The sequence below is a fragment of the Cyclobacterium xiamenense genome, assembly GCF_009467825.1.
Lineage (GTDB): Bacteria > Bacteroidota > Bacteroidia > Cytophagales > Cyclobacteriaceae > Cyclobacterium > Cyclobacterium xiamenense.
Genome location: NZ_WIOK01000024.1, coordinates 60,003 through 83,121, shown reverse-complemented (window position 1 = coordinate 83,121; position 23,119 = coordinate 60,003). Strand labels below are relative to the sequence as shown.

The 23,119-nt window shown below is 48.2% G+C and carries 20 protein-coding genes; 17 read left to right on the top strand and 3 right to left on the bottom strand.

Annotation, left to right across the window (positions count from 1 at the left end; genetic code table 11):
* Positions 1-29 precede the first annotated feature (29 nt).
* Genes GCU44_RS16960 through GCU44_RS16950 form a run of 3 tightly spaced genes read right to left on the bottom strand, consistent with a single transcriptional unit; the run spans position 30 to position 4,403 of the window.
* The gene (locus GCU44_RS16960) at positions 30-1,319 is read right to left on the bottom strand and encodes an amidohydrolase family protein (RefSeq protein ID WP_154857960.1); all 1,290 of its coding nucleotides are present in this window, start codon (positions 1,317-1,319) and stop codon (positions 30-32) included.
* A gap of 23 nt (positions 1,320-1,342) precedes the next feature.
* Positions 1,343-2,731 carry an amidohydrolase family protein gene (locus GCU44_RS16955; protein WP_154857958.1) on the bottom strand — a complete coding sequence of 463 codons (1,389 nt, stop codon included), beginning with the start codon at positions 2,729-2,731 and terminating at the stop codon, positions 1,343-1,345.
* On the bottom strand, positions 2,721-4,403 hold the full coding sequence (locus GCU44_RS16950; RefSeq protein ID WP_161993955.1) for an amidohydrolase family protein: 1,683 nt from the start codon (positions 4,401-4,403) through the stop codon (positions 2,721-2,723). The genes GCU44_RS16955 and GCU44_RS16950 overlap by 11 nt, the downstream gene beginning before the upstream one ends.
* A gap of 274 nt (positions 4,404-4,677) precedes the next feature.
* On the opposite strand from GCU44_RS16950, the gene GCU44_RS16945 reads away from it, so the two are divergent.
* The 17 genes from GCU44_RS16945 to GCU44_RS16870 all read left to right on the top strand — a co-directional run bounded on the left by GCU44_RS16945 (position 4,678) and on the right by GCU44_RS16870 (position 23,110).
* Positions 4,678-5,223 (top strand): class I SAM-dependent methyltransferase, encoded by a 546-nt coding sequence (locus GCU44_RS16945; RefSeq protein ID WP_092169037.1) that lies wholly within the window; start codon positions 4,678-4,680, stop codon positions 5,221-5,223.
* A 39-nt stretch (positions 5,224-5,262) separates the two neighbouring features.
* Complete coding sequence (locus GCU44_RS16940; protein WP_154857954.1) at positions 5,263-6,327, top strand: PA0069 family radical SAM protein; 1,065 nt, start codon at positions 5,263-5,265, stop codon at positions 6,325-6,327.
* Complete coding sequence (locus GCU44_RS16935; RefSeq protein WP_154857952.1) at positions 6,324-6,587, top strand: hypothetical protein; 264 nt, start codon at positions 6,324-6,326, stop codon at positions 6,585-6,587. Before GCU44_RS16940 ends, GCU44_RS16935 begins: the two co-directional genes overlap by 4 nt.
* Positions 6,584-7,153, top strand: a complete 570-nt coding sequence (gene msrA, locus GCU44_RS16930) for a peptide-methionine (S)-S-oxide reductase MsrA (protein WP_154857950.1) — start codon at positions 6,584-6,586, stop codon at positions 7,151-7,153. Before GCU44_RS16935 ends, msrA begins: the two co-directional genes overlap by 4 nt.
* Before the next feature lie 87 nt (positions 7,154-7,240).
* On the top strand, positions 7,241-8,911 hold the full coding sequence (locus GCU44_RS16925; RefSeq protein WP_154857948.1) for a DUF6909 family protein: 1,671 nt from the start codon (positions 7,241-7,243) through the stop codon (positions 8,909-8,911).
* Between the two features lie 546 nt (positions 8,912-9,457).
* On the top strand, positions 9,458-10,168 hold the full coding sequence (locus tag GCU44_RS16920; RefSeq protein ID WP_241684996.1) for a DUF4255 domain-containing protein: 711 nt from the start codon (positions 9,458-9,460) through the stop codon (positions 10,166-10,168).
* Positions 10,169-10,170: 2 nt separating this feature from the next.
* Positions 10,171-11,028, top strand: a complete 858-nt coding sequence (locus tag GCU44_RS16915; protein ID WP_154857946.1) for a hypothetical protein — start codon at positions 10,171-10,173, stop codon at positions 11,026-11,028.
* Positions 11,029-11,039: 11 nt separating this feature from the next.
* Complete coding sequence (locus GCU44_RS16910; protein ID WP_154857944.1) at positions 11,040-13,013, top strand: phage tail sheath family protein; 1,974 nt, start codon at positions 11,040-11,042, stop codon at positions 13,011-13,013.
* 33 nt (positions 13,014-13,046) lie between these two features.
* Positions 13,047-13,475 (top strand): phage tail protein, encoded by a 429-nt coding sequence (locus tag GCU44_RS16905; protein WP_092169055.1) that lies wholly within the window; start codon positions 13,047-13,049, stop codon positions 13,473-13,475.
* Positions 13,476-13,477: 2 nt separating this feature from the next.
* On the top strand, positions 13,478-13,921 hold the full coding sequence (locus GCU44_RS16900; RefSeq protein WP_154857942.1) for a phage tail protein: 444 nt from the start codon (positions 13,478-13,480) through the stop codon (positions 13,919-13,921).
* Positions 13,921-14,070 carry a DUF5908 family protein gene (locus GCU44_RS23125; RefSeq protein WP_174238267.1) on the top strand — a complete coding sequence of 50 codons (150 nt, stop codon included), beginning with the start codon at positions 13,921-13,923 and terminating at the stop codon, positions 14,068-14,070. The genes GCU44_RS16900 and GCU44_RS23125 overlap by 1 nt, the downstream gene beginning before the upstream one ends.
* A 5-nt stretch (positions 14,071-14,075) precedes the next feature.
* The gene (locus GCU44_RS16895; RefSeq protein WP_092169061.1) at positions 14,076-14,759 is read left to right on the top strand and encodes a CIS tube protein; all 684 of its coding nucleotides are present in this window, start codon (positions 14,076-14,078) and stop codon (positions 14,757-14,759) included.
* Position 14,760: 1 nt separating this feature from the next.
* Positions 14,761-16,506, top strand: coding sequence for a type VI secretion system tip protein VgrG (gene vgrG / locus GCU44_RS16890; RefSeq protein ID WP_154857941.1), 1,746 nt, complete (start codon positions 14,761-14,763; stop codon positions 16,504-16,506).
* A 7-nt stretch (positions 16,507-16,513) separates the two neighbouring features.
* Positions 16,514-16,807 (top strand): PAAR domain-containing protein, encoded by a 294-nt coding sequence (locus GCU44_RS16885; protein WP_092169067.1) that lies wholly within the window; start codon positions 16,514-16,516, stop codon positions 16,805-16,807.
* Between the two features lie 19 nt (positions 16,808-16,826).
* Positions 16,827-17,237: a GPW/gp25 family protein gene (locus GCU44_RS16880; protein WP_092169070.1), complete on the top strand. Its 411-nt coding sequence runs from the start codon at positions 16,827-16,829 to the stop codon at positions 17,235-17,237.
* 5 nt (positions 17,238-17,242) lie between these two features.
* The gene (locus GCU44_RS16875; RefSeq protein ID WP_154857939.1) at positions 17,243-20,416 is read left to right on the top strand and encodes a baseplate J/gp47 family protein; all 3,174 of its coding nucleotides are present in this window, start codon (positions 17,243-17,245) and stop codon (positions 20,414-20,416) included.
* Between the two features lie 9 nt (positions 20,417-20,425).
* The gene (locus GCU44_RS16870) at positions 20,426-23,110 is read left to right on the top strand and encodes a hypothetical protein (RefSeq protein WP_154857937.1); all 2,685 of its coding nucleotides are present in this window, start codon (positions 20,426-20,428) and stop codon (positions 23,108-23,110) included.
* Positions 23,111-23,119 lie beyond the last annotated feature (9 nt).

Sequence of the window (23,119 nt, the reverse complement as noted above, 5' to 3'; positions counted from 1 at the left end):
AAAAAGACAGGATTAGTAAAAAAATGGATTTAATTCTCCGGTTTCATCTCTCTATCCAGGAATTCCTGATACAGCCGAATGTGCCGGTTGGTCATGGGGATTTTGTACCCATCGATAAATACTTGCTCAATTTGGGTTTTGGGTTCGAAAGGGTCACCATCGGCCAGGAATAGGGTGGCACTTTTCCCTACTTCCAGTGACCCAAGCTTGTCGTCCACCTGAAATATTTCGGCAGGATGCAGTGTAATGGCTTTTAGGGCCTCTTCTGTTCCCATTCCGTAGGCGGCTGCAAATCCGGCATGAAACGGTAGATTACGAACGTTCTCGGAGTCCTGCGATCGGATGGCCACTTTTACTCCCGCTTGTTGAAGTTTCGAGGCATTGGTATACGAGGCATCGTAGGAATCGGACTGACGGGAAGGTAAGGACAATACGGGCCCGGTAATGACCGGGATTTCGGAAGCAGCGAGTTTTTCTGCAACTTTCCAGCCTTCTGCTACCCCCGTGAATACCGGATCGACGGCCTTATCCTTTACCCATTCAATTGCGCGCAAAATATCTCCGGCAGCATTTACTTCTACCAAGAGCGGGATTTCTCCGGTGACCACCTTTGCAAGCTGAGCCATTTCCGGATAGTAGGCGACGCTTCCGCCTTTGTCCTGAATGGCCTGGTAACTTGTTGCTTTTTCCCATAGCGCGTCGATTTCATCCAGGGCCTTTTTGGCTTCTTTTTTGATCGTTTCGGCAGACCTGTTGTCGTAATTGCCGGCCTTTGCTGCGGAGGGAAAGTTCATCAATACACCCCGGAATCCAGCATCCATCTGATCCGGCGTGTAGCCATTCAGTTGAATCAACGCGGCCGTTCCGGGGAAATAGCCCCCGCGTGGCTGCGTGAGCACGGTGGTTACCCCACTGACGCGGGTGACGGGTATGGCAACGGCGTTGGGATTTACCGCCGTGAGCGCTTGCATCTGCGGCGTTACCTTTCCGAGTTCCATGTAATCCTGGGTTTCCGGTAGCGAGTTGACCTCTACCAATCCGAGGCTGGTGCCGCTATCGATAAACCCGGGATAAATGCGCTTGCCGGTGCAATCGATGAGTAAATGATTCTCTTTCGGAAGGTTTTTGCCGATGGCGGCGATTTTTCCGTTCTGGATGAGCAAGTCCGTGTCTTCCAGCACCCCGTTGGATACCGTAAAAATGCGTGCATGCTGCAATAAAAAATCTCCTTTGTACGGTTTGATTACCTCTCCGTCTATCTGGGAAAATAGGTGAAAACTAACAAATAGTAGCAGCAGTAAGGGGAGTAATTTTTTCATTGTGGTTGAGGTAGCGGGGAGGTTTAATGGCTGTGTTGAAATAGGTTTCTGCCGAATCCGGTGAAATAAAAATCCACGTCACGCATGCAATTGTTGTGGTTTACGTGCAGGTACATGGGTTCCAGGATTTCTTCCGGGTCTACCTTTAGACGTTGGTCGGCAGCATCTTTTGCACGGTTAAAGTAATTGACGCCATCTACCCAGGTCATCTCCGGGATGGCATAGATGGAAAGCGGATGCTGGTTAAACAAGACCAGGTCGGCTTGCTTTCCTTCCTCAATTGAGCCCACCCAACGATCGATCCCCAGTTGCCGGGCAGGATTAATGGTGATCAATGCCAGTGCTTCCTCGTCCGTCAAACCTCCGTAGCGTTGGGTTTTAGCCGCTTCGTGGTACAAATGCCGAATCAATTCCGCCGAATCGGAATTGATCGATGTAATGACTCCGTTTTTGGTTAGGATGGCGGCATTGTAGGCCGTTGAGTAATACACCTCAAATTTATATGCCCACCAGTCGGAGAATACCGAAGCGCCCATGGTATGGGCCGCCAACTCCGGTGCGACTTTAAATCCTTCGTTTACGTGAGAAAATACGATCTTGTCGATTCCGTATTCTTTGCAGACCTGGATCAGCATGTAAATCTCGTCTGCACGGTAGGAGTGGCAATGGATGATAATTTCTCCCTCCAGAATATCCACCAGCGTTTCCATTCTGGAGCTGAATACGGGAGGGGCCAGTCGTTTTTTGGTTTCTTCCGAAGCTTGCTTCCATGTTTCCCATGTACGTTTGTACTGCAGGGCTTCTTCGAATCCGTTTCGAATCACGGCTTCTACGCCCATTCTGGAGCGTGGCTGCAGGTTTTTGCTTCTGCCGTGTACGCGGATGGGATTTTCCCCAAGGGCAAATTTGATGGTTCGTGGGGCCTCTTTCATGACCAATTCTCCCGGGTTCCGGGTGCCATAGCGGTGCTTCAGGGTGACATTTTGGCCGCCGATGGCATTGGCAGATCCATGCATGGCATGGGAAACGGTTGTACCTCCCGCCAGCGCCCGGTAAATACCGATAGCAAAGGGATCCACCACGTCTTCCATTTTCACCTCTGCCGTAATCGGACTGCTTGCCTCGTTTATTGATTCGAGAGCGACGTGAGAGTGGGCATCGATGATGCCAGGCATGAGGTATTTACCCGAAGCATCGATCACCGGCACGCCCTTCGGAGCTTCAAGTTGGGTTCCGATTCGGTGTATCAAGCCGTCTTTCACCCAAACGTCCGTGTTTTCTTTCAGGCCGTTTGTGACGGTAAGCACCTGGGCATTCCGGATGAATACGTCACCTTTTTTTCCTTCCTGGGCTAGACTCGTCGTGACGACGCTACCAAGGAGTAGTCCTGAAAGTAGTAGTTTATAGCTCATTGCTTCGTTCCGGTTTATCTTTTTTACTGGCTTTCACTGGAAAGTTTTCATAGCCAATTAGTTTCATTTCTCCTGAGAAACTGTCTCCGCTGATTGTACCGGATACCGTTACCTCAAGATCCTCGCCTCGTACCGGAACCGAAAAAGAGAAACGCATGCTGTCTGCATTGATTTCCTCGGTTCGGGTGGGAGCGGTTCGCGTTCCGGATCCCTCGGGGTTTTCGTAGGTCACGGATCCGGTCCATTTTCCTTCATTTCGGCTAAACTTCCAGGTACCGCGGGATGTTCCGCCGGGCGTTTTTGCTTTGTATTCCCAAATCGTTTCCTCCTTTTTGTTCTTATCCGTTTTTTCGGAGTAATCAAACACGTAGCCGTCGGCAATTACCATACGCACCTTAGATGCTTCCGAGAAAAGCGTGTCGGACATCAGCAGCAGGTTTGCCATTTTCCCTTCGGAAACCGTTCCGGCCATGTCCGATATACCCAGTAAGGTGGCCGGATTTACCGTTAATGCCGCTAAAGCCCCTTCTTCGGATAGTCCGTTTTTAATCATCAGTTGCAAATTTTTGTAAAAATCCCCCCGCGGTAGGTGCTTGGTCGTCAGACCAAACGGAATCCCGGCTTTTTCCACGTTTCCGGCAAAATTCAGTGATTGCTGGTAAGCTGCTTTTACTCGCTCCTTCCGTGATTCAAAATCGGCTCCTGCCTCACCTGGACTGGATTCGGAAAATTTATCTTCCGGTAAATGAAGGGTGAGTACCAGCCCAATTCCCCGCTCTTTGAGTGTTGGGAGCAACTGATCTCCCTCGTTCACCCCGGTTAGGATCAGCCGAAGCTCGTTTTCCTCCTGGATTTTTAACGCCCTTTGGATGTCCAGTTCATCGGAAGTTTCCAAAAGTACGGGCATTTTTCGGTCTATCACGGGGATGAGGGCTGCGAGAACGGGATTTTTCTCTACCCGGGGAACGCCTTTATCCACCGCATACCTGGTTTCGTGTTCTTTGTAAAGACGCGCATTTTGCATCAGGTCCCGCCATTTTGCCATCACCCCCAGGTCGGTGTTCGGGTAGACGCCTCCCACGGTGCTGAATTTAACGTACAGGCTTTGGTTTTCCGCCAGTAGGTTGTTGGTACCTTCTTGCCCGTAGGTATACAAGGCGGATGTTCCCGGAAGCATTCCTTTCCCAAGGGGTAATTTCTGGGCCAGCGTAAACCCCAGCTGCCTCCATTCCTTGTCGTGCGGGTTGTTTTCCAGGAAATGGGAACTCACCCGATAATGAGGATGAATACCTGCGATTTCCGGTGCCGGGTTTGAAGAATCGAAGTCCTTCGGTTTTTCAGGGATTTCGGGCTCCGTAACTCCGGTTTTATTCGCCATGTCTATAAATCCCGCATACACAAAAAGCGAGTCCCCTTTTATTTCCTGGGCCTCCGGCGGAAGGGAAATGGTACGGCCAACAGCCGTAATGACGCCATTTTCGAACAAGATGTGTTGTCTCTGCAGGAGTTTTCCCGGCTCAGGGATTACCGTGGTATTCGAAATAAAATAGCTGCTACCCAACCTTCTTTTCCCTTCGTTATCACTCTGTGCATACAGGGAAAAGCTAAGGATGGTACACAGGAAAAAAGACCAGCAGAAAATCAAATATTTAGCGATTGTGTGGGAGCTCATTAACCGAAAGTAAGGATTTTTCAAGGGATAAAATAAATCAGAAACTTTCAAATATATAAACATAATTGTTTTTATCTGGCGGATTCCTACAGGAATGGCTCATTGTCACCGGTTTTGGAAAGTCAACTGCCAAATGATTTTCCTTTTTTTGAAAAACATGAGTTATATGAGGCCGATTTTAGTAACTTTGAAATTTGTGAATAATTTAGAAACCAATAGTAAACCCTACGTAGCGTAGAGATCGGATATTTCCCAGCCTTAATTCCAATAACCAATGAATAAAAGTTCGCTTTTTAAAGAATTGTTTGTCAACATAAAAACTACAGGTGCTGTAACGTTTAGTTCAAAATCATTGGTGAATAAAATGTTGTCCTTCGCTGAGTTTAAGGGGGCAAAGGTCATTGTGGAACTCGGCGGAGGCGACGGTAGCATCACGCGGGGAATTATTGATCGGATGGATGCCGACTCGGTACTTTACGTATTTGAGATTAGCGAACATTTTTGTTCCAACCTACGCCGCCAGTTTGGTACCGACAACGTCAAAATTATTTGCGATTCGGCGGAGAATATTGACAATTATTTGGATGGACAGCAGGTAGACCTGATACTTTCTTCGCTACCCTTTAGTCTGATACCGAAAGAGTCCCGGACAGCCATTTACGAGAAGAGTAGCTTGATGCTTAAGCCGAGTGGTTTTTTTATTCAGATTTGTTACTCGTACTTGCTTCGCTTTCAATTTGCCTCTTATTTTAGCAACATCCGCACGGCCTTTACCCTCAAGAATTTTCCGCCGGCATTTATCATTATCTGCAACACCTGATTTACCGATTTTTCAGATCCTTTTTTTATATTGCCTGGGATGAATCCAAATGTTCCAACAGGTAGGGGAACCGGCAACCGACCGGCAAATGTGTTCGAGAAAAGTGAATTCGTGCATGAATTTCCGGAAGGAATCGATTGGACTGAGCCCGATGTCAGTCCCGCCACCGAATTTCTCCAGGTGGAAAGCAAGTCCATATTGAGTTTTAACGACAGTCCCGATATTCCCTTTAGCTACTCAGTCAATCCCTATCAAGGGTGTGAGCACGGCTGTGTGTATTGCTATGCACGAAACAGTCACCAATACTGGGGCTATGACGCAGGATTGGGCTTTGAAAGTAAAATTTTGGTAAAAAAAGACTGCGTTCGTCTCCTTCGGAAGGAATTTGAGAAGAAGAACTACCGGCCGCGCCCGATGGTGCTTTCCGGGAATACGGATTGTTACCAGCCCGCTGAGCGGAAATTTAAACTCACCGCATCCATTCTTGAATTATGCCTCGAGTTTGGCCATCCGGTGAGTATCATTACCAAAAACAGCCTGATAGATCGTGACCGGGAGACCATTCGCGCGCTGGCCGAAAAAAAGCTGGTACATGTTTATTTTTCCATTAACCACTTGGATGCCAGGCTGAAGCGGGTAATGGAGCCCAGAACCGCTACCGCTCGCAAAAAATTAGACCTGATACAAAAATTTTCTTCTTGTGGGATCCCATGTGGCATAATGGTTGCTCCGATTATTCCGGGTATAAATCTGGAAGCGATGCCCCAACTTATTCGGGAGGCAGGGGCCGCAGGTGCCCTAAAAGCGGGTTATACCGTTGTCCGACTGAATGGACACGTGAAAAAATTATTTCAGGATTGGCTGGAGGCGTACTTTCCCGATCGGAAAAATAAAGTCATGCACCAGATCGAATCGCTCCATGGCGGTCAATCCAATGACGTACAATGGGGTAGAAGAATGAAGGGAGAAGGGGTGTTGGCCCAGAGTATTTCAAGTTTGTTTCGAGCCGCCGTGAACAAATACATGGACCCGCAACGGACCATGCCGGAATTTGATGTAACGCAATTTAAACGAAACGGACAATTGAATCTTTTCTCGCTATGAATTACCTGGAAAAAGACGTACTCGTGGTGGCTACCATGGAAATGGCCAAAAGAAAAAAAGGCAGTTACTTTCCCCCCTCCGACGTGGTGCAGTGGATCTACCCGAATGACTGGCACTGCTTTATGGAGGAGGAAATGGAGGCACTGCTATGGCTTTATCAAAACGATTTTTTGGAGGTTTTGGCGGCAGGTCAACCCCTAAACCCAAACTTTTCACCTCCGGAGCCTGTTACCATACGACTAAAACAGGAAGCGATATGAATGAATTACCGAAGACCGATGTACACGTACCCGAGGGGAAATCCGTTGCCACCTTTGGAACCGGTTGTTTTTGGTGTACCGAGGCCGTATTTCAGAAATTAAAAGGGGTAGCATCCGTACAATCCGGATTTTCCGGGGGCCATATTGAAGATCCTTCCTACCAGCAGGTGGTGACGGGAACGACCGGACATGCAGAAGTGGTACAAATTATCTTCGAACCTGACATTATCGGTTTTAGGGATTTACTGGAGGTGTTTTGGTCCAGCCATGATCCCACCACCCTTAACAGACAGGGTGCGGATGTAGGGCCCCAGTACCGCTCTGTAATTTTTTACCATACGGAAAGTCAAAAGGAAAAAGCACAGCTGTACCTGGATTCCCTGGAAAAATCCAAGGTATTTGATGATCCGATTGTTACGGAAATTACCCCCTTCCGCAATTTCTATCCGGCGGAGGATTACCACCGTAATTATTTTGAATTACACGGTAACCAACCCTATTGCCAATTCGTTATCCGGCCCAAAGTAGAAAAGTTCAAGCAAGCTTTCGCCGACAGGTTACAGTAGGGGCAGCTAGGCTTGTTAAACCGGAGGACGGTATTTTTTTAAGGTAAAATCCCGTAGATTCGAAAAATTTTTAATTGGAAAACGACCATGAAACGTACCAAAGCCCAGGAATCCCGATCGGCTATCGAGCGACTTTACATCACCATGCGACACTTGTTTATGCGTGGAAATTACAAGCCAACGGGTATTTCCGGAGAATCCCTGGTGCAGGCCCTGCTTACGTTGAGTCCGGAGATCTATGGCTACGTGACCGACCCGGAAAAGCTGGAATTGGACGGTTTGTTGTACGTGATGGAACGATTGCCGCGCGGCATCGAAGAATGCCGGTTTATTCGCCTGATAAGTAGGGAAGGATACGAGGATTCTGGGTTTACGGCACTTGTACCGGCCAAACGGAAACGAAATTGTTACCGTGTGGACGCCGAGCAGATGTACGTGGAAATGACCCGGGGGAAAAGTGATATCTACGATATCCTGACGCACCTGACCTTTCTTTTTATCGAGTCGGAAAAAATCCGCAAAAACAGTACCGATCCCAAAGGCCGGATCAACCTGAATTGGCGAAAGCTACAGGAAGTGGTAAGTAAAGAAAATCAGGGCGAGGAGTTTAGCAAAGAAGCCGCCTGCTCGTACTTGTCGCATCTCACCGGCAGAACGTTTGAAGAGACCAAAGCTGCGGTAAAGAAATTCGAAAATTCCCGGAACAGCAACAGCCTTTTTGCCATTGTGTACCACATGGGTAGGTTATCCATGGAGGAAGCGGTTGAAAACAACGACCGGGAGATCTCCTTTTCGGCTACGTTGCGGGAGCGGGTTGGACACCACGTGTACGGGGAAACCTGGGCCAATACGATCAAACAGGTGTTGGACGAAGAAAACTTACTTGAGCGTCCGATTCACGTCATCAGCGCCAATCTGCATAGCGTGGTCAATACGGTATACGGTCATCAGGCGCTGGGTCTGGATAGCTACGAAGCCATCGAAGAAATGGCCTTGAAAATCAGTTTGCAGTCCAAAGGAAATAAGGAGAAAGAGATCGAAGAATACGCCAAAAGCCACGGCTTGATAGCGGTGCCCGATACCTCTGGAACGAATATCGGCGTGCAGGTAATCGACACCGGTAGAATGACCTCCAATACGCTTTTGCCGGGCGTGTCCTTACCGGAGAACGGGAAAAAGAGACCGGTTTTGGTAGTCATGGACTATGCGTTTGGCGAACAAGCCTACGAATGCTTCGACGAACTGTTGAAACCCTATGGTTCTGGTGAGGAAAAGCGGCCACTTACCATCGTTTCTACGTCCATCATGGGCAAGGCGGGGATCCTGGAAGGAAAAAAAGGAGACTTGATGATTCCGGACGCCCATGTTTTCGAGGGAACGGCCGACAATTATCCGTTTAAAAACGAGTTGGATGTGGACGACTTTGCGGGATATGGGCTGGGTGTCTACAAAGGCCCCATGATTACCGTATTGGGTACTTCCTTGCAAAACAGGGACGTACTCAGTTATTTTATGGAATCCTCCTGGAAAGCCATTGGCTTGGAGATGGAAGGAGCACATTACCAAAAAGCCATACAAGCCGCCAGCAAAATCCGAAACAGCATCCGCAAAAGCGTAAAGGTCATGTACGCCTATTATGCCTCGGACAACCCTCTGGAAACGGGAAGCACCCTGGCCTCTGGCGCCCTTGGAAAAGACGGCGTTCGTCCCACCTACCTGATTACGTATAAGATTTTAGAGAAAATCGGGAAAGCATAAGTTCTTGTGTTTTTTCATTTTTGCCGGATCAAACGCCTTTCTCGTACAATTGGTGTGGGCACTCCTTATCGATAATAAAGTCTGGGCCTGACCCCCGAAGGGTCGCCTCTAATGCTTTTAGCCATGGAAAACCATTCTGCCCGGGCGATTGCAGGACAATGCAGGGCAGCATGTACTACTATTTTGTGGCTATTCCCAAATAGGACGGCGATACCTAAAAAAAACCGGTATTTTTTCGGCGTATGCAGGGATTTCAAATCACGCAGACGATGCAAACGATTAGCAGCATACGAGCGTGAAGGATGATTTGCAATTACCGGAATGAATGGAATAAGATAAATATTCTTTTTTACTAGCTTAATACCAAAAAAATAGATTTGTTATGAAAACTGTATTTTTCTATATTTTTTTTCTCATTTTTTTAGCAATAATTATTCGCAAAAAGATTAGGATTTGACTTAAATTTCTTTCAAATTTGGATTGGTAGGTAAATCTTTCGACGGTACCGTTAACCTCGAAATTTACTCACCACCAAATCGTAATTGAGTGCGTATTCTGCCGGTTTTTAATCCGATCCGGCAGAACGTTCCTTCGGTAGTTCAGGCAGCGGGTTTCGATGAACGGTTTGGTGTTCTTTTCTTCGATACTGATTTTGGCCCTATGATTTTCGAAATTTTTCAGATTTTAAGCGAGGAGATCAATCATTACTTCCAGGAAATTGGACTGGAGGACTCGGAATTGATCATTGATAACATTGCGTTGGCTGAAGGGTCTACGGATGCCGCAGAAGCAATGCGGGATAAAATGGTATTGACCCTGGTAAACCTCCATGAGGAAGGAACGATGAAAAATTTCCCCAATCACCAGTTTAGGGAAGACCAGATTCAGTACCGCAACCGGGTGATTCACTTGCATCTCTTTCTATTATTTTCGGCAAATCGGAACATGTATAGCAAATCGCTGAAAGATTTAGCGGCGGTTATTTCCTTTTTTCAGGGTAAAAAGCTTTTTACGCAAGGGAACACTGTCTTTGACAGGGAATTGGACTCCATGCAACACGTGGGTAATTTCCGATTTACGATGGAATTGTACACGCCGACGTTTGAGGAGTTGAACTTTATTTGGGGTACGCTGGGGGGCAAGCAGTTGCCTGCAGTATTGTATCAGCTGAATCTATTACCGCTGGAAAGGGACATGGGACAGGGCGAGGCGCCACTGATTCAACGTATTCGATCCAATGTAAAAAACCAGTCCTAACCATGGTTACTGCAGCTTACACTACCTTGTTTTCGGTTCGCATTTTGCATGAATATCATTTGAACAACGGGGAGGAAACCTATGGCAGCATGTCGGAGGCGGATCAGCAGGCCGCGCTTTCGGGCTATCGATGGCAGGATTTTTTATCCATCCGGCCCTCTTTGGAGACCGTCCGGCTGTGTAACAGATTTCAACTGTTGCTCAAGCACAGGGAGAGTAGCTTTACCGTACTGATTCGCAGCCGGGAGGAGGGTTCTCAGGAGAGTTTCATCGCCTTGGATCCGGATCTCACCCTGGGATTTTTCGTGGAATACCGCGATCCTTACTTCGAGAATTACACGCAAATGCCTTTTTTATCCGGGCAAAAAATGTTTTTTTCAAATTTTCTGCCGGAAGCCACGGAGGGTGTGGATGTGGAACTTATTTCCCTTGAAAGCGATTCCGATGTTTTTTCGGAAGATTGGCTGATTCCGGAGGAGAATTTTCAACAAGTGAGGGACAGGTACGCAAAATTGGGCGTGTCGCCTGTACCGGTGGGATTGCTCTTGATTCGTATGCATGGGGAATCGGGCGTTCGTAACGTAATCAATTTGGACGGGACGTTGAAAATCAATCCAACGGTATTCAAAATCCATTTTTCCAATCGAAGTACCTTTTGGAAGTACAAACAGGCATCAAGTGGGGAGGAGATCGAAACGAATCAGCCCAAACCGCTTACGAAAAAAGGCTTTGTGGAACTCGTTCCCGATACCGATTTCGACGTAGTCCCAGAAATAAGCAGTCAATTCAGGTTCCCCAATCCGGGGATTAAACACATTTACTCAGATGGAAACAATTATTATTCAGAAATCACTATTTAACAGGATGAATCATGGCAGCAAATTACAGAACCCCGGGTGTCTACATTGAGGAAATCTCCAAATTTCCTCCCTCGGTAGCGCAGGTAGAAACCGCCATACCGGCATTTATTGGCTACACCGAAAAAGCCCGGGAAAAGGAAGCAGATACCAGCGAAACCCTTTTGAACCAACCGAAACGAATCGTTTCCTTATTGGAATACGAGACCTTTTTCGGCGGGCCCCAACCGGAAACCGGTATTCGCGTGCAGGTGACGGAGGAACTGGGTGAGAAAAACGTGTTGGTAGAACATCCCAATCCGGAAGACAAATCTCCGTTTTTAATGTATTATTCCATGCAGGCCTATTTTGCTAACGGGGGAGGTCCCTGCTACATCCTTTCCGTGGGTGTCTATGACGATGCCGACCCGGTGACGCCGGTGACCTTGGCAGCATTAAACGCGGGTTTGCTGGAATTGGAAAAAGAGGACGAGCCCACCCTGATTCTTTTCCCAGATGCCACTGCACTACCCGAGCCCAGCGAGTTTTATTCCCTGTACAACAACGCGCTTGCTCAGTGCAGAAAGATGAGGGATCGGTTTACGATCGTAGATACGTACACCAACACGATGGAGACGGAGATTTCCCTGGAAACGGGTGTACGGGAGTTGATTACCTCTGATTTGGAGGAGAAAAAGTACGGAGCGGTATATTTCCCCTATTTGGAAACGATACTGAACTACCAGTACAATGCGGAGCAAATCGAACTCACCCACTCCATTACCGATGCGTCGCCGGTTTCGGAGATATTGGAAGAATTGGATGATATCCTCGGGGAAGCAGAAGGAATAGTGGCGGATCTACCGGCAGATAGCACTGCATTTGCCGATGCGGATACGAGCATTCAGGCAGGTTCAGATCCGGATGCCGTGACCAATAAGTCTTCGGTCATCGACCCGTTGCAGGCAGTAGTGGATGATTTGAATGGCTTCGTGGATTTGATGCAGGAAGTGGTCGAGGATACCAACAATGTCGCTGCGCTGGCAGCGGAAGTAGATGCTGCCCTTGCCACGGTCGCCACGGATGCAGCGGCTGCCCTAAACGATGAATTGGAGCCGGCTGCCACCTTGCCGACCTTAATTCAGGAATTGCAAGGACAATTGGACAGTCTCATTGCTACGGAAGATGGAGCCACTGTCAAGTCCGCTTCAGGGTCTGCCCAAACGGCAATTGCCGGTGCCGACATGAACACGCTGCTTCAAGGTATTTTGGACTTGATTGATCCACCGATTTTGGATGCGCTGCTGGATATAGAGGAATTGGATATGGTTTCCGAAGGAGAGTTGGATGGCTTGTTTCTGAGTGAAGTTGAGGCCGTCGATAGCGCTACGTACAATACCATCAAGGCGGAAATTAACAAATTAAAGGTGGTGTTGCCCCCATCCTCCCTGATCGCGGGGGTTTACGCGCGCGTAGATTCGAATAGCGGGGTTTGGAAGGCTCCAGCAAATGTATCCTTAAAATACGTGGTCAAGCCAAGCCTCAAAATCACCAACGACATGCAGGACCGTCTAAATGTCGATACCACGGCGGGAAAATCGATCAACGCCATCCGGTCGTTTACCGGGAAGGGCACGCTCGTATGGGGAGCCCGTACGCTTGCGGGCAACGATAACGAATGGCGTTTCGTATCGGTCCGACGCTTTTTTAACATGGTCGAAGAATCGGTAAAAAAGGCTACCGAACAATTCGTATTCGAACCCAACGATGCCAATACCTGGGTGAAGGTTCGGGCCATGATTGAAAACTTTCTGATTCAGCAATGGAGGGCCGGAGCACTGGCCGGTGCAAAACCGGAGCATGCGTTTTACGTACGGGTGGGACTTGGGCAGACCATGACTGCCGTGGATATTTTGGAAGGAAGAATGAATGTAGAGATCGGTATGGCTGTGGTAAGGCCGGCAGAATTCATTATCCTTAAATTTTCTCACAAAATGCAGGAATCCTGAAAAGTTAAATCACACGTTTAAATGTAACAAACCATGAGTTATCCATTATCAAAGTTTCACTTCCAGGTAGAATGGGCTGGGACAAATATCGGGTTTACAGAAGTCTCTGGACTGGATGTGGAAACAGAAGTCATCGAATACCGGCACGGAGCGAGCCCCGAATACAGCAAGATTAAAATGCCGGGAATGCAGAAATTTAGCAACATCACCTTGAAACGGGGGACCTTTGCCACCGACAACGAGTTTTATACCTGGTGGAATTCGGTGCAATTAAATCAAATAGAGCGAAGGGATATCACCATATCCCTACTAAATGAAGAGCACGAACCGGTGGTGGTATGGAAGGTGAAAAATGCCTGGCCAACCAAGGTTCAATCCACCGATTTAAAAGCAGACGGAAACGAAGTGGCCATTGAGAGCATGGAACTGGTGCACGAAGGCCTGAGCATTCAAAACGAGTAAGGATGGCGATGACGTACCCTCCGGTTGGATTCCATTTTTCCGTTAGTTTTTCCGGACTCGAAGGAGAGGAAGCAGATACCCAGTTCCAATCTGTTTCCGGGTTGACAGTTGACCTTGAAACGGAAGAATTTGCCGAAGGCGGTGAAAACAGGTTTAAGCATAAATTCCCGGTTCGGACCAAGTATCCCAATTTGGTTCTAAAACGTGGGATGGCGATGGATTCTGAATTGATTCAATGGTGCAGGGATGCCATGGAATCGTTTGCCTTTTCTCCAAAAAACCTGACCATTCGTCTGCTGAACGAGACGCATGAACCCCTTCGCACCTGGAATGTTGTGCACGCGTTTCCGGTAAAATGGGTGGTGGGTGATTTTAATGCCGAGGAAAGCAAACTGGTGATCGAAACCCTGGAATTTTCTTACCAATACTTTAAAATTCTCGATTAATGCCCATAGAAATAAAAGAACTGCATATAAAAATTCACGTGGATGAGCCTGGGAAAAAAAATTCAGGAAAAGGTGCGGGTAAAGAGGAACTGGTGGCGCTCTGCGTAGAACAGGTTATGGAACTACTCAAGCTTCAAAAAGAACGGTAATAGCGATGAATGAAGGAAAACTGGAAAAGTTGAAAGTAGTGGCCTACAGCGACCCGGAGTTTAACGAAAAGGTGGCTGGGGGAGAGTTTTCGACCTTGCTGAATCCGGAGAAATACCTGTACCGCTACAAAATTGACCAAAATGAAGATCAGGCACCGGGTACCAGTGCTGCGCCTACGCGGTTTAATAAAAAACTTCCCGAAGAACTTGATCTTGATTTTTTATTCGACCGGACCGGGATCGTACCAGGAAAGGAAGCGATAGAAGCGGGAGTTATCGACGATATCGAACATTTTAAGAAAGTGGTGCTGGACTACAATGGCGAAGAGCACAAGCCGAATTATGTTCTGATATCCTGGGGAAGCCTATTGTTTAAAGGTTGCCTTACCGAAATGTCGCTGGAGTTTAAGCTTTTTAGGGCTGACGGTACCCCCCTTCGTGCGTTGGCAAAGGCCAAATTTAAGGGATTTGTAGAAGACAACCTGCGGGCAGCCAAAGAAAACAATAGCTCTCCGGATCTTACCCATTTCCGGACGGTTAAGGCCGGTGACACCCTTCCCTTAATGGCCCACCGCATTTATGGCGATCCGGCCTATTACCTGGAGGTGGCAAAAGCCAATAAACTGGTAAACTTTAGGAACTTAAAACCGGGCCAGGCGATTTATTTCCCGCCCTTACAAAAGCAATGACATGCGCAATAACGATGTAATCCAAACCGGAAGAAGTGCCGACCTGGTAACCCTGGAACTCGTAGTCGGGGATGAATCGGTTCCAGATACCGTTCACATTCAGTCAGTTGTTGTCCATAGAGAAGTCAACCGGATACCATTCGCGAAAATTACGCTATTGGATGGAGATGTTCCCAACAGGGATTTTCCCTTGAGCAACGAGGAAACCTTCTTGCCGGGCAATGAAATCGAAGTATTGGCAGGGTACCACAGTGATAATGCACGCTTGTTCAAGGGACTGATTGTCAATCATCGGTTACGCATCCGCGATGGGAGTCAGCAACTGCTGATTGAATGCAGGGATCCCGCTTACAAAATGACACAAGGCCGAAATTCGGCGTATTATTACGAACAGTCCGATAGCGAACTCATGGAAGCGCTCATTGTGAAATACGGGTTGCAGGCAGCGGTAGAATCGATCGACTATTTACATCCGGAATTGATCCAGTATCAATGTTCGGATTGGGATTTTCTAGTGACCCGGGCACAGGCAAACGGCATGGTGGTGCGGGTAGAGGACGGGACGGTTTTCGTAGCAAAGCCGGATTTGTCGCAGGAAATACTGGAGACAGCCACCTTCGGAGCCAATATACTGGAGTTCGATGCAGAAATGGATGGTAGAAACCAGTTTTCATCCGTGGAATCCTATGCCTGGAATACGACGGATCAATCGATGGTGAAGATAACAGGTACCGATCCGGCTCTGGGTTTACAGGGAAACATTTCTGCCAGTCAATTGGCAGAGAAAATGGGAACCGGACCGCTGGAATTGAAAAACGGCGGGCGGATTTCGGAAAGCAGTCTTCAGGAATGGGCAGATGCCAATTGGCTCATCCGGCAGTTAGCGAAAGTAAGAGGAAGGGTTAAGTTTCAGGGCATCTCTCAGGTAGTACCAGGCAAAATAATTGCATTAAGTGGTGTTGGTGACCGTTTTTCAGGCAATGCCTATGTTTCGGGAGTGCTGCACCAATTAGCTGGGGGAAATTGGACCGTCGATGTTCAGTTTGGATTGGATCCACAATGGTTTTCCGAAAAAGTACCCCTGCATGGCCCTGCCGCTTCAGGGCTTGTTGCTGCTGTGAAGGGATTGCAGGTAGGAAAGGTTTCTCAGCTGCAAGATGACCCGGAAGCGGAAGAACGAATCATGGTTACCCTTCCGATCATCAACGATGCTGAGCAGGGGATTTGGTGCCGCGTGGCCTCTCTGGAGGCGGGAGAAGAAAGGGGTTTCGTATTTCGGCCCGAAATCGGAGACGAAGTCATTGTGGGCTTTATCAACGAAGACCCAAATCAGGCAGTAGTATTGGGTTCCTTGCATAGCAGTAAAAATACCAGCCCCATACCCGGTAGTGACGACAATCACCAAAAAGGTTATCTGTCCCGGACAGGTATCAAGCTCCTGGTGGACGATGAACTAGGCGCCCTGACCCTCGAAACACCTGCCGGAAAAAAACTACACCTGGACGACGATGCCGATGAAATATCCGTATCGGACGAACATGGAAATTCCCTGGTAGTTAATTCGGATGGTATGGTTTTCGAGAGTTCGGGAAACCTGACACTCAAGGCTGCCCGTGATCTGATTTTGGAGGGGAGCAACGTGAACATTGCTGCCCAGGCTGAATTTTCAGCGGAAGGTTCGGCCGGGTCCACCTTATCCAGCAGTGCCGTAACCACCGTGAAAGGATCGTTGATACGAATAAACTGATCGTAAAATGGGAATGCCAGCAGCCAGAATTACCGACATGCACGTTTGCCCGATGGTGAACCCGGGTGGTCCACCCCATGTAGGTGGACCCATTATGCCTCCGGGAGAGCCTACGGTTTTAATCGGGGGATTACCCGCAGCCAAGGTGGGGGACATGGCCACCTGTTCGGGTCCGCCGGACGCGATTGTAGCCGGCTCTGCGACCGTTTTAATAGCGGGTATGCCTGCAGCGCGTCTGGGGGATACCACGGCACACGGAGGCTCGATAGTGGCTGGGCTTCCTACGGTTTTGATTGGTTAATGAACTAAATTGTTACGACATGGAGGAAGAAATGGGATTTTTAGGAAAAGGCTGGAGTTTTCCGCCTGCATTTAATCCAAATACCCGTTCGGTGGACATGTCCTCAGGAACGGCTGATATTCAGGAAAGTTTGTGGATCTTGCTGTCCACCCGATTGGGTGAACGTGTGATGCAGCCCAAATACGGCTGCCAGTTGGATGAACTTCAATTCGATAACCTGAACCGCACCACCCTTACCTATGTATCGGAACTCATTCGAACCGCCATTTTGTACCATGAACCCCGGATCGAAGTAGAAAAAATAGAGATTGAAGAAGATGAATTAATTCGTGGCAAGTTGACTATCAACCTCAGCTACACCGTGCGGGGTACCAATTCCCGACGTAACCTGGTTTACCCTTACTACCTGAATGAAGGAAACGGAATATAGTGTCCATGCAACCTGAAAACCTGAACATATTGCGAATATTGTGGCGGAAGGGCAGGTCGCGGGAGGATAGGGAGCAGCCCGACCTCAATCCGGACAGCCTGGACCTGATGGCATTGGATGTGGATGACTGGCTCTTTTTTGCCCATAATTTTGCGCAGTTTATCCCCTTTTTGCCAGTTTCCGGCTCGGGGCAACCGGTGCACACCTGGCAGGTTTTTTTCTCCGAGCTATTGGATATAGCAGACGTACCCCAAAAAGGAACTCGTGCCTATGAAGTACTGAAAGCAAACCTTCGGGATAAACTTGCCGCGTTTTCGGAATCTGGAAATTTAGCCCCTCAACTTACCGTGTTGGTCGCTTTTCTGGAATTGCTGGAATACTCCCGCAAACGAATGAACGGAATAGGTAAGCGACACCTGGATTTTTATTACCGCTCGGTCCTGAATCTGCCAAACAAGGCTGCTGCACCCGATGAAGCCTTTGTGGTGGTGGAAGTGGCAAAAAACCAACCGGTCCACTTACCGATCGGAACCGCGTTTGACGGGGGGAAGGACGAAAAAGGCTTCAGTCGGCATTACCGCACCGTCACGGAGTTTTCTGCCAACCGAGCCCAGGTAGTGCAAGTTAAAAACCGGTTTGCCGACGGGAGCAGCAAACAGGTAAAGGTTAGTCAGGTGGCAAATTCGCTGGATGGAACCGGTGCGTCCTTTCTTCGTTCCAATCAAGGCTGGTGGCCGTTTGGCCATACCCTGGCGGATAAGGATTGGCCTGCGTTGCCAAACGCCTCGTTTGGTTTTGGGCTAGCAGCGGCAGTGCTTTGGTCCTCGGACGCCGCGGATAGGTATCTTTCCTTTGAATTTGAATTCAAAAAAAACCTTCCCTTTCAGGGCACCGACGCCGATGTGGCACAGCTTTTTTCCTGCCATTGTACGGGGGAAAAGGAATGGATCTCCCTATCGCCAAGCAATCATCCGAAACAGGGAATGGTTTGTTCGGTGACTGCTAACCGACTGGTAGTGGTTCTCTACCTGCCCAAAAACCTGGGCCCGCTAACCGCTCCGCAGGAGGCAATTCATGGACCGAGTCCGGGTGGGGGAGATCCGTTGATCTGGTTTGACCTGAAATGTGCCTCCAAAAAAGCCTACGATTGGATTAAAGGCCTGAGCGAAACAGCCCTTCAAAAAATCAACCTCACCACACGGAATACCAGCATCCGCCAGCCGACGCTGGAATCCGACCTGGGCGTAATCAATGCCTCGAAGCCTTTTCAACCGTTTGGAAGTATTCCGCGCAAAGGCAGCAGCTGGTACATTCGGTATCCGGATTGGGAGAAAAAATCTCCCAGCAAAGTGACGGTACGGGGAACATGGTCCAACACCCCGGAAGACTTCAAGGAATGGTATTTTGGTTACCGGAATTTGGGCAATGATTATTTGAGTAAAGACAGCTATCTTGCGCAACATTTCCGGACGGTTTCAGCCGCAACTCCCCCCGTAAAAACGTTGCTATGGCAAGCCAGCGGGTTGAAAGCGCCTCTGCTTGCCAATCAGATAGTGGTCAATACCGACCCGCCAAATCTCCTTGTAGAAAGCGAAGCGTTTTTTAAGGCTGCTGTTTCGGTAGGAGACGGGCAATCCTGGACCACCTACCTGCCCTCGGAAACGTTATTGGAAAAAAAATCCGGGAGCTTTGTGTTGGAATCCGAAATTAACTCCAAACCCGGAGAAACCAGTATGCCCGCAAGTGGGGGAGTAAAGTTCACGTTATTGCAATCCTTTCTCCACGAGCTTTTTCCCAGGCTCTATGCGCTGGCCATGGCCAGTGACCAACCGGAAACGCCCATCCCCAACGAGCCCTATACACCCTTGCTCGAAAACCTGGAAATCAGTTTTGATACCCAACATAGCTTTTCTCTTTCTGCAGAGGAATCCGGGGAGTTGTCGTTGTTTCACCGAGATGATTTTGGGTATTTTGAAGACGCAATGGAGCGAGACGCATCAGCCATTTTGGAGGAAAAGTATTTGCTGGCATTTCCGGGAGTGGGAGGAGAGTTGTTTTTGGGGATCAAAGACCTGCAGAAAAATCAGCAGCTTTCGCTCCTGTTTCAGGTGCTTGAGGGCAGCGAAAATCCATCCAATGCCAGTTCTGCACAAGAGTCATCGTTGCAATGGAAGGTCCTGACAGGCAATCGTTGGCAACTATTGACCAAAGAGCAGATTGTGTCCAACCAGACACAGAATTTTTTGCGTTCGGGTATTTTGGTTGTGTCCTTGCCGGAAGGAGCATTTGACTCCCATGACCGAATGTCCAGGGATTTGGTATGGATTAAGGTTCACGCATCCGCTCCCTTTGATGCCAGCAGCAGAATGCTTGGCGTATACGCCCAGGCAGTAAAAACGCGTTTTGAAAACCGTGGAAACGATTTGGCGCATCTCAAGCACGGGCTGCCGGCAGAAAGTATTGGTAAAATGGTCGAGCGGAAAGCGGGAATTAAGTCGGTTTATCAGCCGTTTAATTCCGTCGGAGGCAAGGCCGAAGAATCCGATCGGGCATTTTATACCCGGGTAAGTGAGCGGTTGCGGCACAAAAACCGAGCGGTATCTCTTTGGGATTACGAGCAACTGGTGCTTCAGGAGTTTCCCGAGGTTTATCGGGTAAAATGCTTGAACCACAGTACGCCTGATTCTTTTTTAGCTCCCGGAAAGGTACTGCTTGTGGTGGTTCCCGATACGGTAAACAAAAACGTATTCGATGTATTCAAGCCAACGTTAAGTCGTGCCCAGCTGGCAGCCATCGCATCCTTTCTTCGGCTTAAAACCGCTCCTCAGGTACAGCTTGAGGTAATCAATCCCGTTTATGAAGAAATCAAAGTAAAGGTACAGGTCCGGTTCAAGCCCGGGCTGGATGCAGCTCACTATTTGAATGAAATGGAAAAGGCGCTGATAGGGTTTCTATCTCCGTGGACCACCGGTGATCGGCAGTCGATAGATTTTAGTAGCTATGTAAATAGAAGCGGACTGATCTATTTTTTTGAAAAACTTGACTATGTCGATTTTATTCAGCAACCAGTTCTGTATAAAAATGGGGTGGAGATTAAGGAAGATTTATTCCCCAAAAGCCCGCTGCACATCCTGGTCTCCGCCAAGTCCCATGATATTTCCCTATACGAAATGAGTTAACCGATATCCATGACTAGAGGTACTACCCCATATGACCCCATTTCCAAAAATGTTCGCAGCAACGACGATTTGGATTTTCAGTTTTTGAGGGAAAAAGGCATCTCCATGATTCGGGAGATGAGCCATTCCCTGTGGACCGATTACAACACGCACGATCCTGGCATTACCCTACTGGAAGTGTTAAGCTATGCGATCACGGATTTGGGATATCGGCTTTCCTTACCCGTTCAGGACCTTATTTTCGATGGAGACAAACGAAATTTTCTAACCGACCATTTTCATCTGGCGCCAGATGTGCTGCCCTGCAAAGCGCTGACTGAGTTGGACTACCGCATGCTTTTTATAGATTTGAAGGGGGTTCGAAACTGCTGGTTGCATCCCTACACAAAAACGGTATATGCAGATTGCAAAAACCACATCCTTTCTTATCAGCCTGATATTTGGGAAGGACTGGCCCAAAAGGACCGGCAGTCTTTTGAATTAAAGGGACTGTACCATATCTTGCTGGATTTGGAACCCGGTGTATCGCTTGCAGCAATTAAAAAACAAGTTTTCAGGCTGTATCATGCTCATCGAAATTTGTGCGAGGATTTGGTAGAAGTGTCTGAGGTATTGCCCCATCAAATTCAGGTTTGTGCAGTCATTGACGTAGCGCCAGAAGCCGACGAAGAGCAAATTTCAGCCACCATTCAATGGAATATTGAACAGTATTTCGCTCCCGATCTTCGTTTTTATTCATTTCGGGAAATGTTGGAAAAAGGATATCCCACCGATCAGATAGTAGAAGGTCCCTTGCTGAAACATGGATTTTTAGATCCGGAGGAAGTCAAGCAAACAACCTTGCGTACGGAGGTCCGCCAATCGGATATTATCCAACTGATCATGAATGTACCGGGAGTGAATTTCGTCCGGGATATTCGCATCAATACCTGTGACGAAAGTGGCGATAATGGCGCTTGGGTAGTACCGATCGATTCCGGCAAAAAACCTAAACTTTGTGATTCCAGCAAGTTTAATTTCTACAAAGGCCTACTTCCGGTAAATGCGGACGAGGACAGGGTGCGCACCATCAAAGACGAGTTGCAAAACGAACAATACCGCAAGCAATACGAGGAACGAAGCAAAACCTATCCGTTTCCCCAACCCGAAAGCTACGCATTGGGTGAGTTTTTTAGCGTTCGCAACGATTTTCCGGAGGTGTACGGGGTAGGGCCTATAGGACTGCCGGAATCCGCATCCGTGGAGCAAAAAGCCAAAGTCAAACAGTTTAAAGCGTATTTGACTTTTTTTGACCAGATTTTGGCTAGCTATTTCAAACACGTGTCCCAGGTTAAATCCCTGTTATCGATGTTTACCACCGCTGAGAAAACCTATTTTTCGCAAGCTGTTACCGATATCGGAGATCAGGAGGGATTTTTGCCCGATATGTATGCCGACGAATCGTTTCAGGAAAGCCTGCTTTCACCGTTTGATCAGGCCAATGCCCGTAACCAAAAAATTAAGGATCACCTATTGGCCAGGTTTGCCGAGAAATTCAGCGATTATGCCTTTCTAATGAAAAAGATTTATGGGTCTGGAGTCAATCAGCAAGTACTGGACACAAAAGCCCATTTTTTAAAGGAATATGGATCATTTAGTTCAAGCCGGGCAACGGCAACGAACTATTACCGGCAACCAATTGAAAATTTGTGGGATACGACCAATACCTCCGGCTTTGAGAGGCGGGTAGCATTATTGGCAGGGGTTCGCAAATTTATGCGAAAAAATCTGGCCCGGTCGTTTGTGGAAATATATCCCCTTACCAATGCAGAAGGGAACGCGGTGTACCGCTGGAGAATCCGTGACCAGCGTAGAAGTGTATTGCTTAGCTCTACCGATGACTATCCAAGCCGAACGGCCGCCCATCAGGAGATTTACCTGGCCATTCAATTGGTAAAAGCTTTTCCGAAAGAAGCGTTGGAGCGGTATTTTCAGGACCTCGAAGGGATCCCTGAAGACGCATTTTCGGTCGGTTGTTTTCGTGTGACCCTTTCTCCCTCTGGCAGGTTTTCTTTCAGCATCGTTGATCCGTCCGTGCAGGATGCCGCTTCTCCCGATTACATCATTGCCAGTCAGTACCGGTATTATTCCTTTCCAAACTTTCCTGCTGCTTTGCTGGCATTTAAGGATTTTATGGATCAGGAGTTTGACGACGAAGGGATGTTTTTGGTGGAAAATATTTTGACCCGGCCGGATTTTAATCCCGAGGGAGGGGAGGAAAAAACCTTTTTGCCCTTTTGCGAGGCGGATTGTCAGCCTGGTTCCTGCCTGGACCCGTATTCGTTTAGAGTTACGGTAGTATTGCCGGGAAATACCTTTCGGTTTGCGGACCGGGATTTTCGGGATTATCTGGAAAACCTGATACGGGAAGAGCTGCCGGCCCATGTACTCGCCAAAATTTGTTGGATTGGCAAGCCTCAGATCGGAAATCAGGACCAACCGGACCAGTTGGCCCAATTTGAAGAAGCATACAAGGATTTTCTGGTGGGTTTAAGCCAGGGAAGCTATTCGGCGCACAAAGCGTTTATACAAACGCTTGCCGAGTTGCGGTCCATTTACCCTACCGGTACCCTTTATAATTGCGAAAAGGAAGACGAAAGCAATGCCCTTCGCGATACCATAATCGTAGGACGAACGAATTTAGGAACCATTTAACTCTATAGG

Bases quoted from the DNA above. Each gene is read 5' to 3' on its own strand.
- GCU44_RS16940 (WP_154857954.1), top strand. From the start codon at position 5,263: ATGAATCCAAATGTTCCAACAGGTAGGGGAACCGGCAACCGACCGGCA.
- GCU44_RS16905 (WP_092169055.1), top strand. From the start codon at position 13,047: ATGAGTTATCCATTATCAAAGTTTCACTTCCAGGTAGAATGGGCTGGG.
- GCU44_RS16925 (WP_154857948.1), top strand. From the start codon at position 7,241: ATGAAACGTACCAAAGCCCAGGAATCCCGATCGGCTATCGAGCGACTT.
- GCU44_RS16945 (WP_092169037.1), top strand. From the start codon at position 4,678: ATGAATAAAAGTTCGCTTTTTAAAGAATTGTTTGTCAACATAAAAACT.
- GCU44_RS16915 (WP_154857946.1), top strand. From the start codon at position 10,171: ATGGTTACTGCAGCTTACACTACCTTGTTTTCGGTTCGCATTTTGCAT.
- GCU44_RS16935 (WP_154857952.1), top strand. From the start codon at position 6,324: ATGAATTACCTGGAAAAAGACGTACTCGTGGTGGCTACCATGGAAATG.
- GCU44_RS16880 (WP_092169070.1), top strand. From the start codon at position 16,827: ATGGAGGAAGAAATGGGATTTTTAGGAAAAGGCTGGAGTTTTCCGCCT.
- GCU44_RS16875 (WP_154857939.1), top strand. From the start codon at position 17,243: ATGCAACCTGAAAACCTGAACATATTGCGAATATTGTGGCGGAAGGGC.
- GCU44_RS16960 (WP_154857960.1), bottom strand. From the start codon at position 1,319: ATGAAAAAATTACTCCCCTTACTGCTGCTACTATTTGTTAGTTTTCAC.
- vgrG (WP_154857941.1), top strand. From the start codon at position 14,761: ATGCGCAATAACGATGTAATCCAAACCGGAAGAAGTGCCGACCTGGTA.
- GCU44_RS16910 (WP_154857944.1), top strand. From the start codon at position 11,040: ATGGCAGCAAATTACAGAACCCCGGGTGTCTACATTGAGGAAATCTCC.
- GCU44_RS16870 (WP_154857937.1), top strand. From the start codon at position 20,426: ATGACTAGAGGTACTACCCCATATGACCCCATTTCCAAAAATGTTCGC.
- GCU44_RS16955 (WP_154857958.1), bottom strand. From the start codon at position 2,731: ATGAGCTATAAACTACTACTTTCAGGACTACTCCTTGGTAGCGTCGTC.
- GCU44_RS16950 (WP_161993955.1), bottom strand. From the start codon at position 4,403: ATGAGCTCCCACACAATCGCTAAATATTTGATTTTCTGCTGGTCTTTT.
- GCU44_RS16885 (WP_092169067.1), top strand. From the start codon at position 16,514: ATGGGAATGCCAGCAGCCAGAATTACCGACATGCACGTTTGCCCGATG.
- GCU44_RS23125 (WP_174238267.1), top strand. From the start codon at position 13,921: ATGCCCATAGAAATAAAAGAACTGCATATAAAAATTCACGTGGATGAG.
- GCU44_RS16895 (WP_092169061.1), top strand. From the start codon at position 14,076: ATGAATGAAGGAAAACTGGAAAAGTTGAAAGTAGTGGCCTACAGCGAC.
- msrA (WP_154857950.1), top strand. From the start codon at position 6,584: ATGAATGAATTACCGAAGACCGATGTACACGTACCCGAGGGGAAATCC.
- GCU44_RS16900 (WP_154857942.1), top strand. From the start codon at position 13,478: ATGGCGATGACGTACCCTCCGGTTGGATTCCATTTTTCCGTTAGTTTT.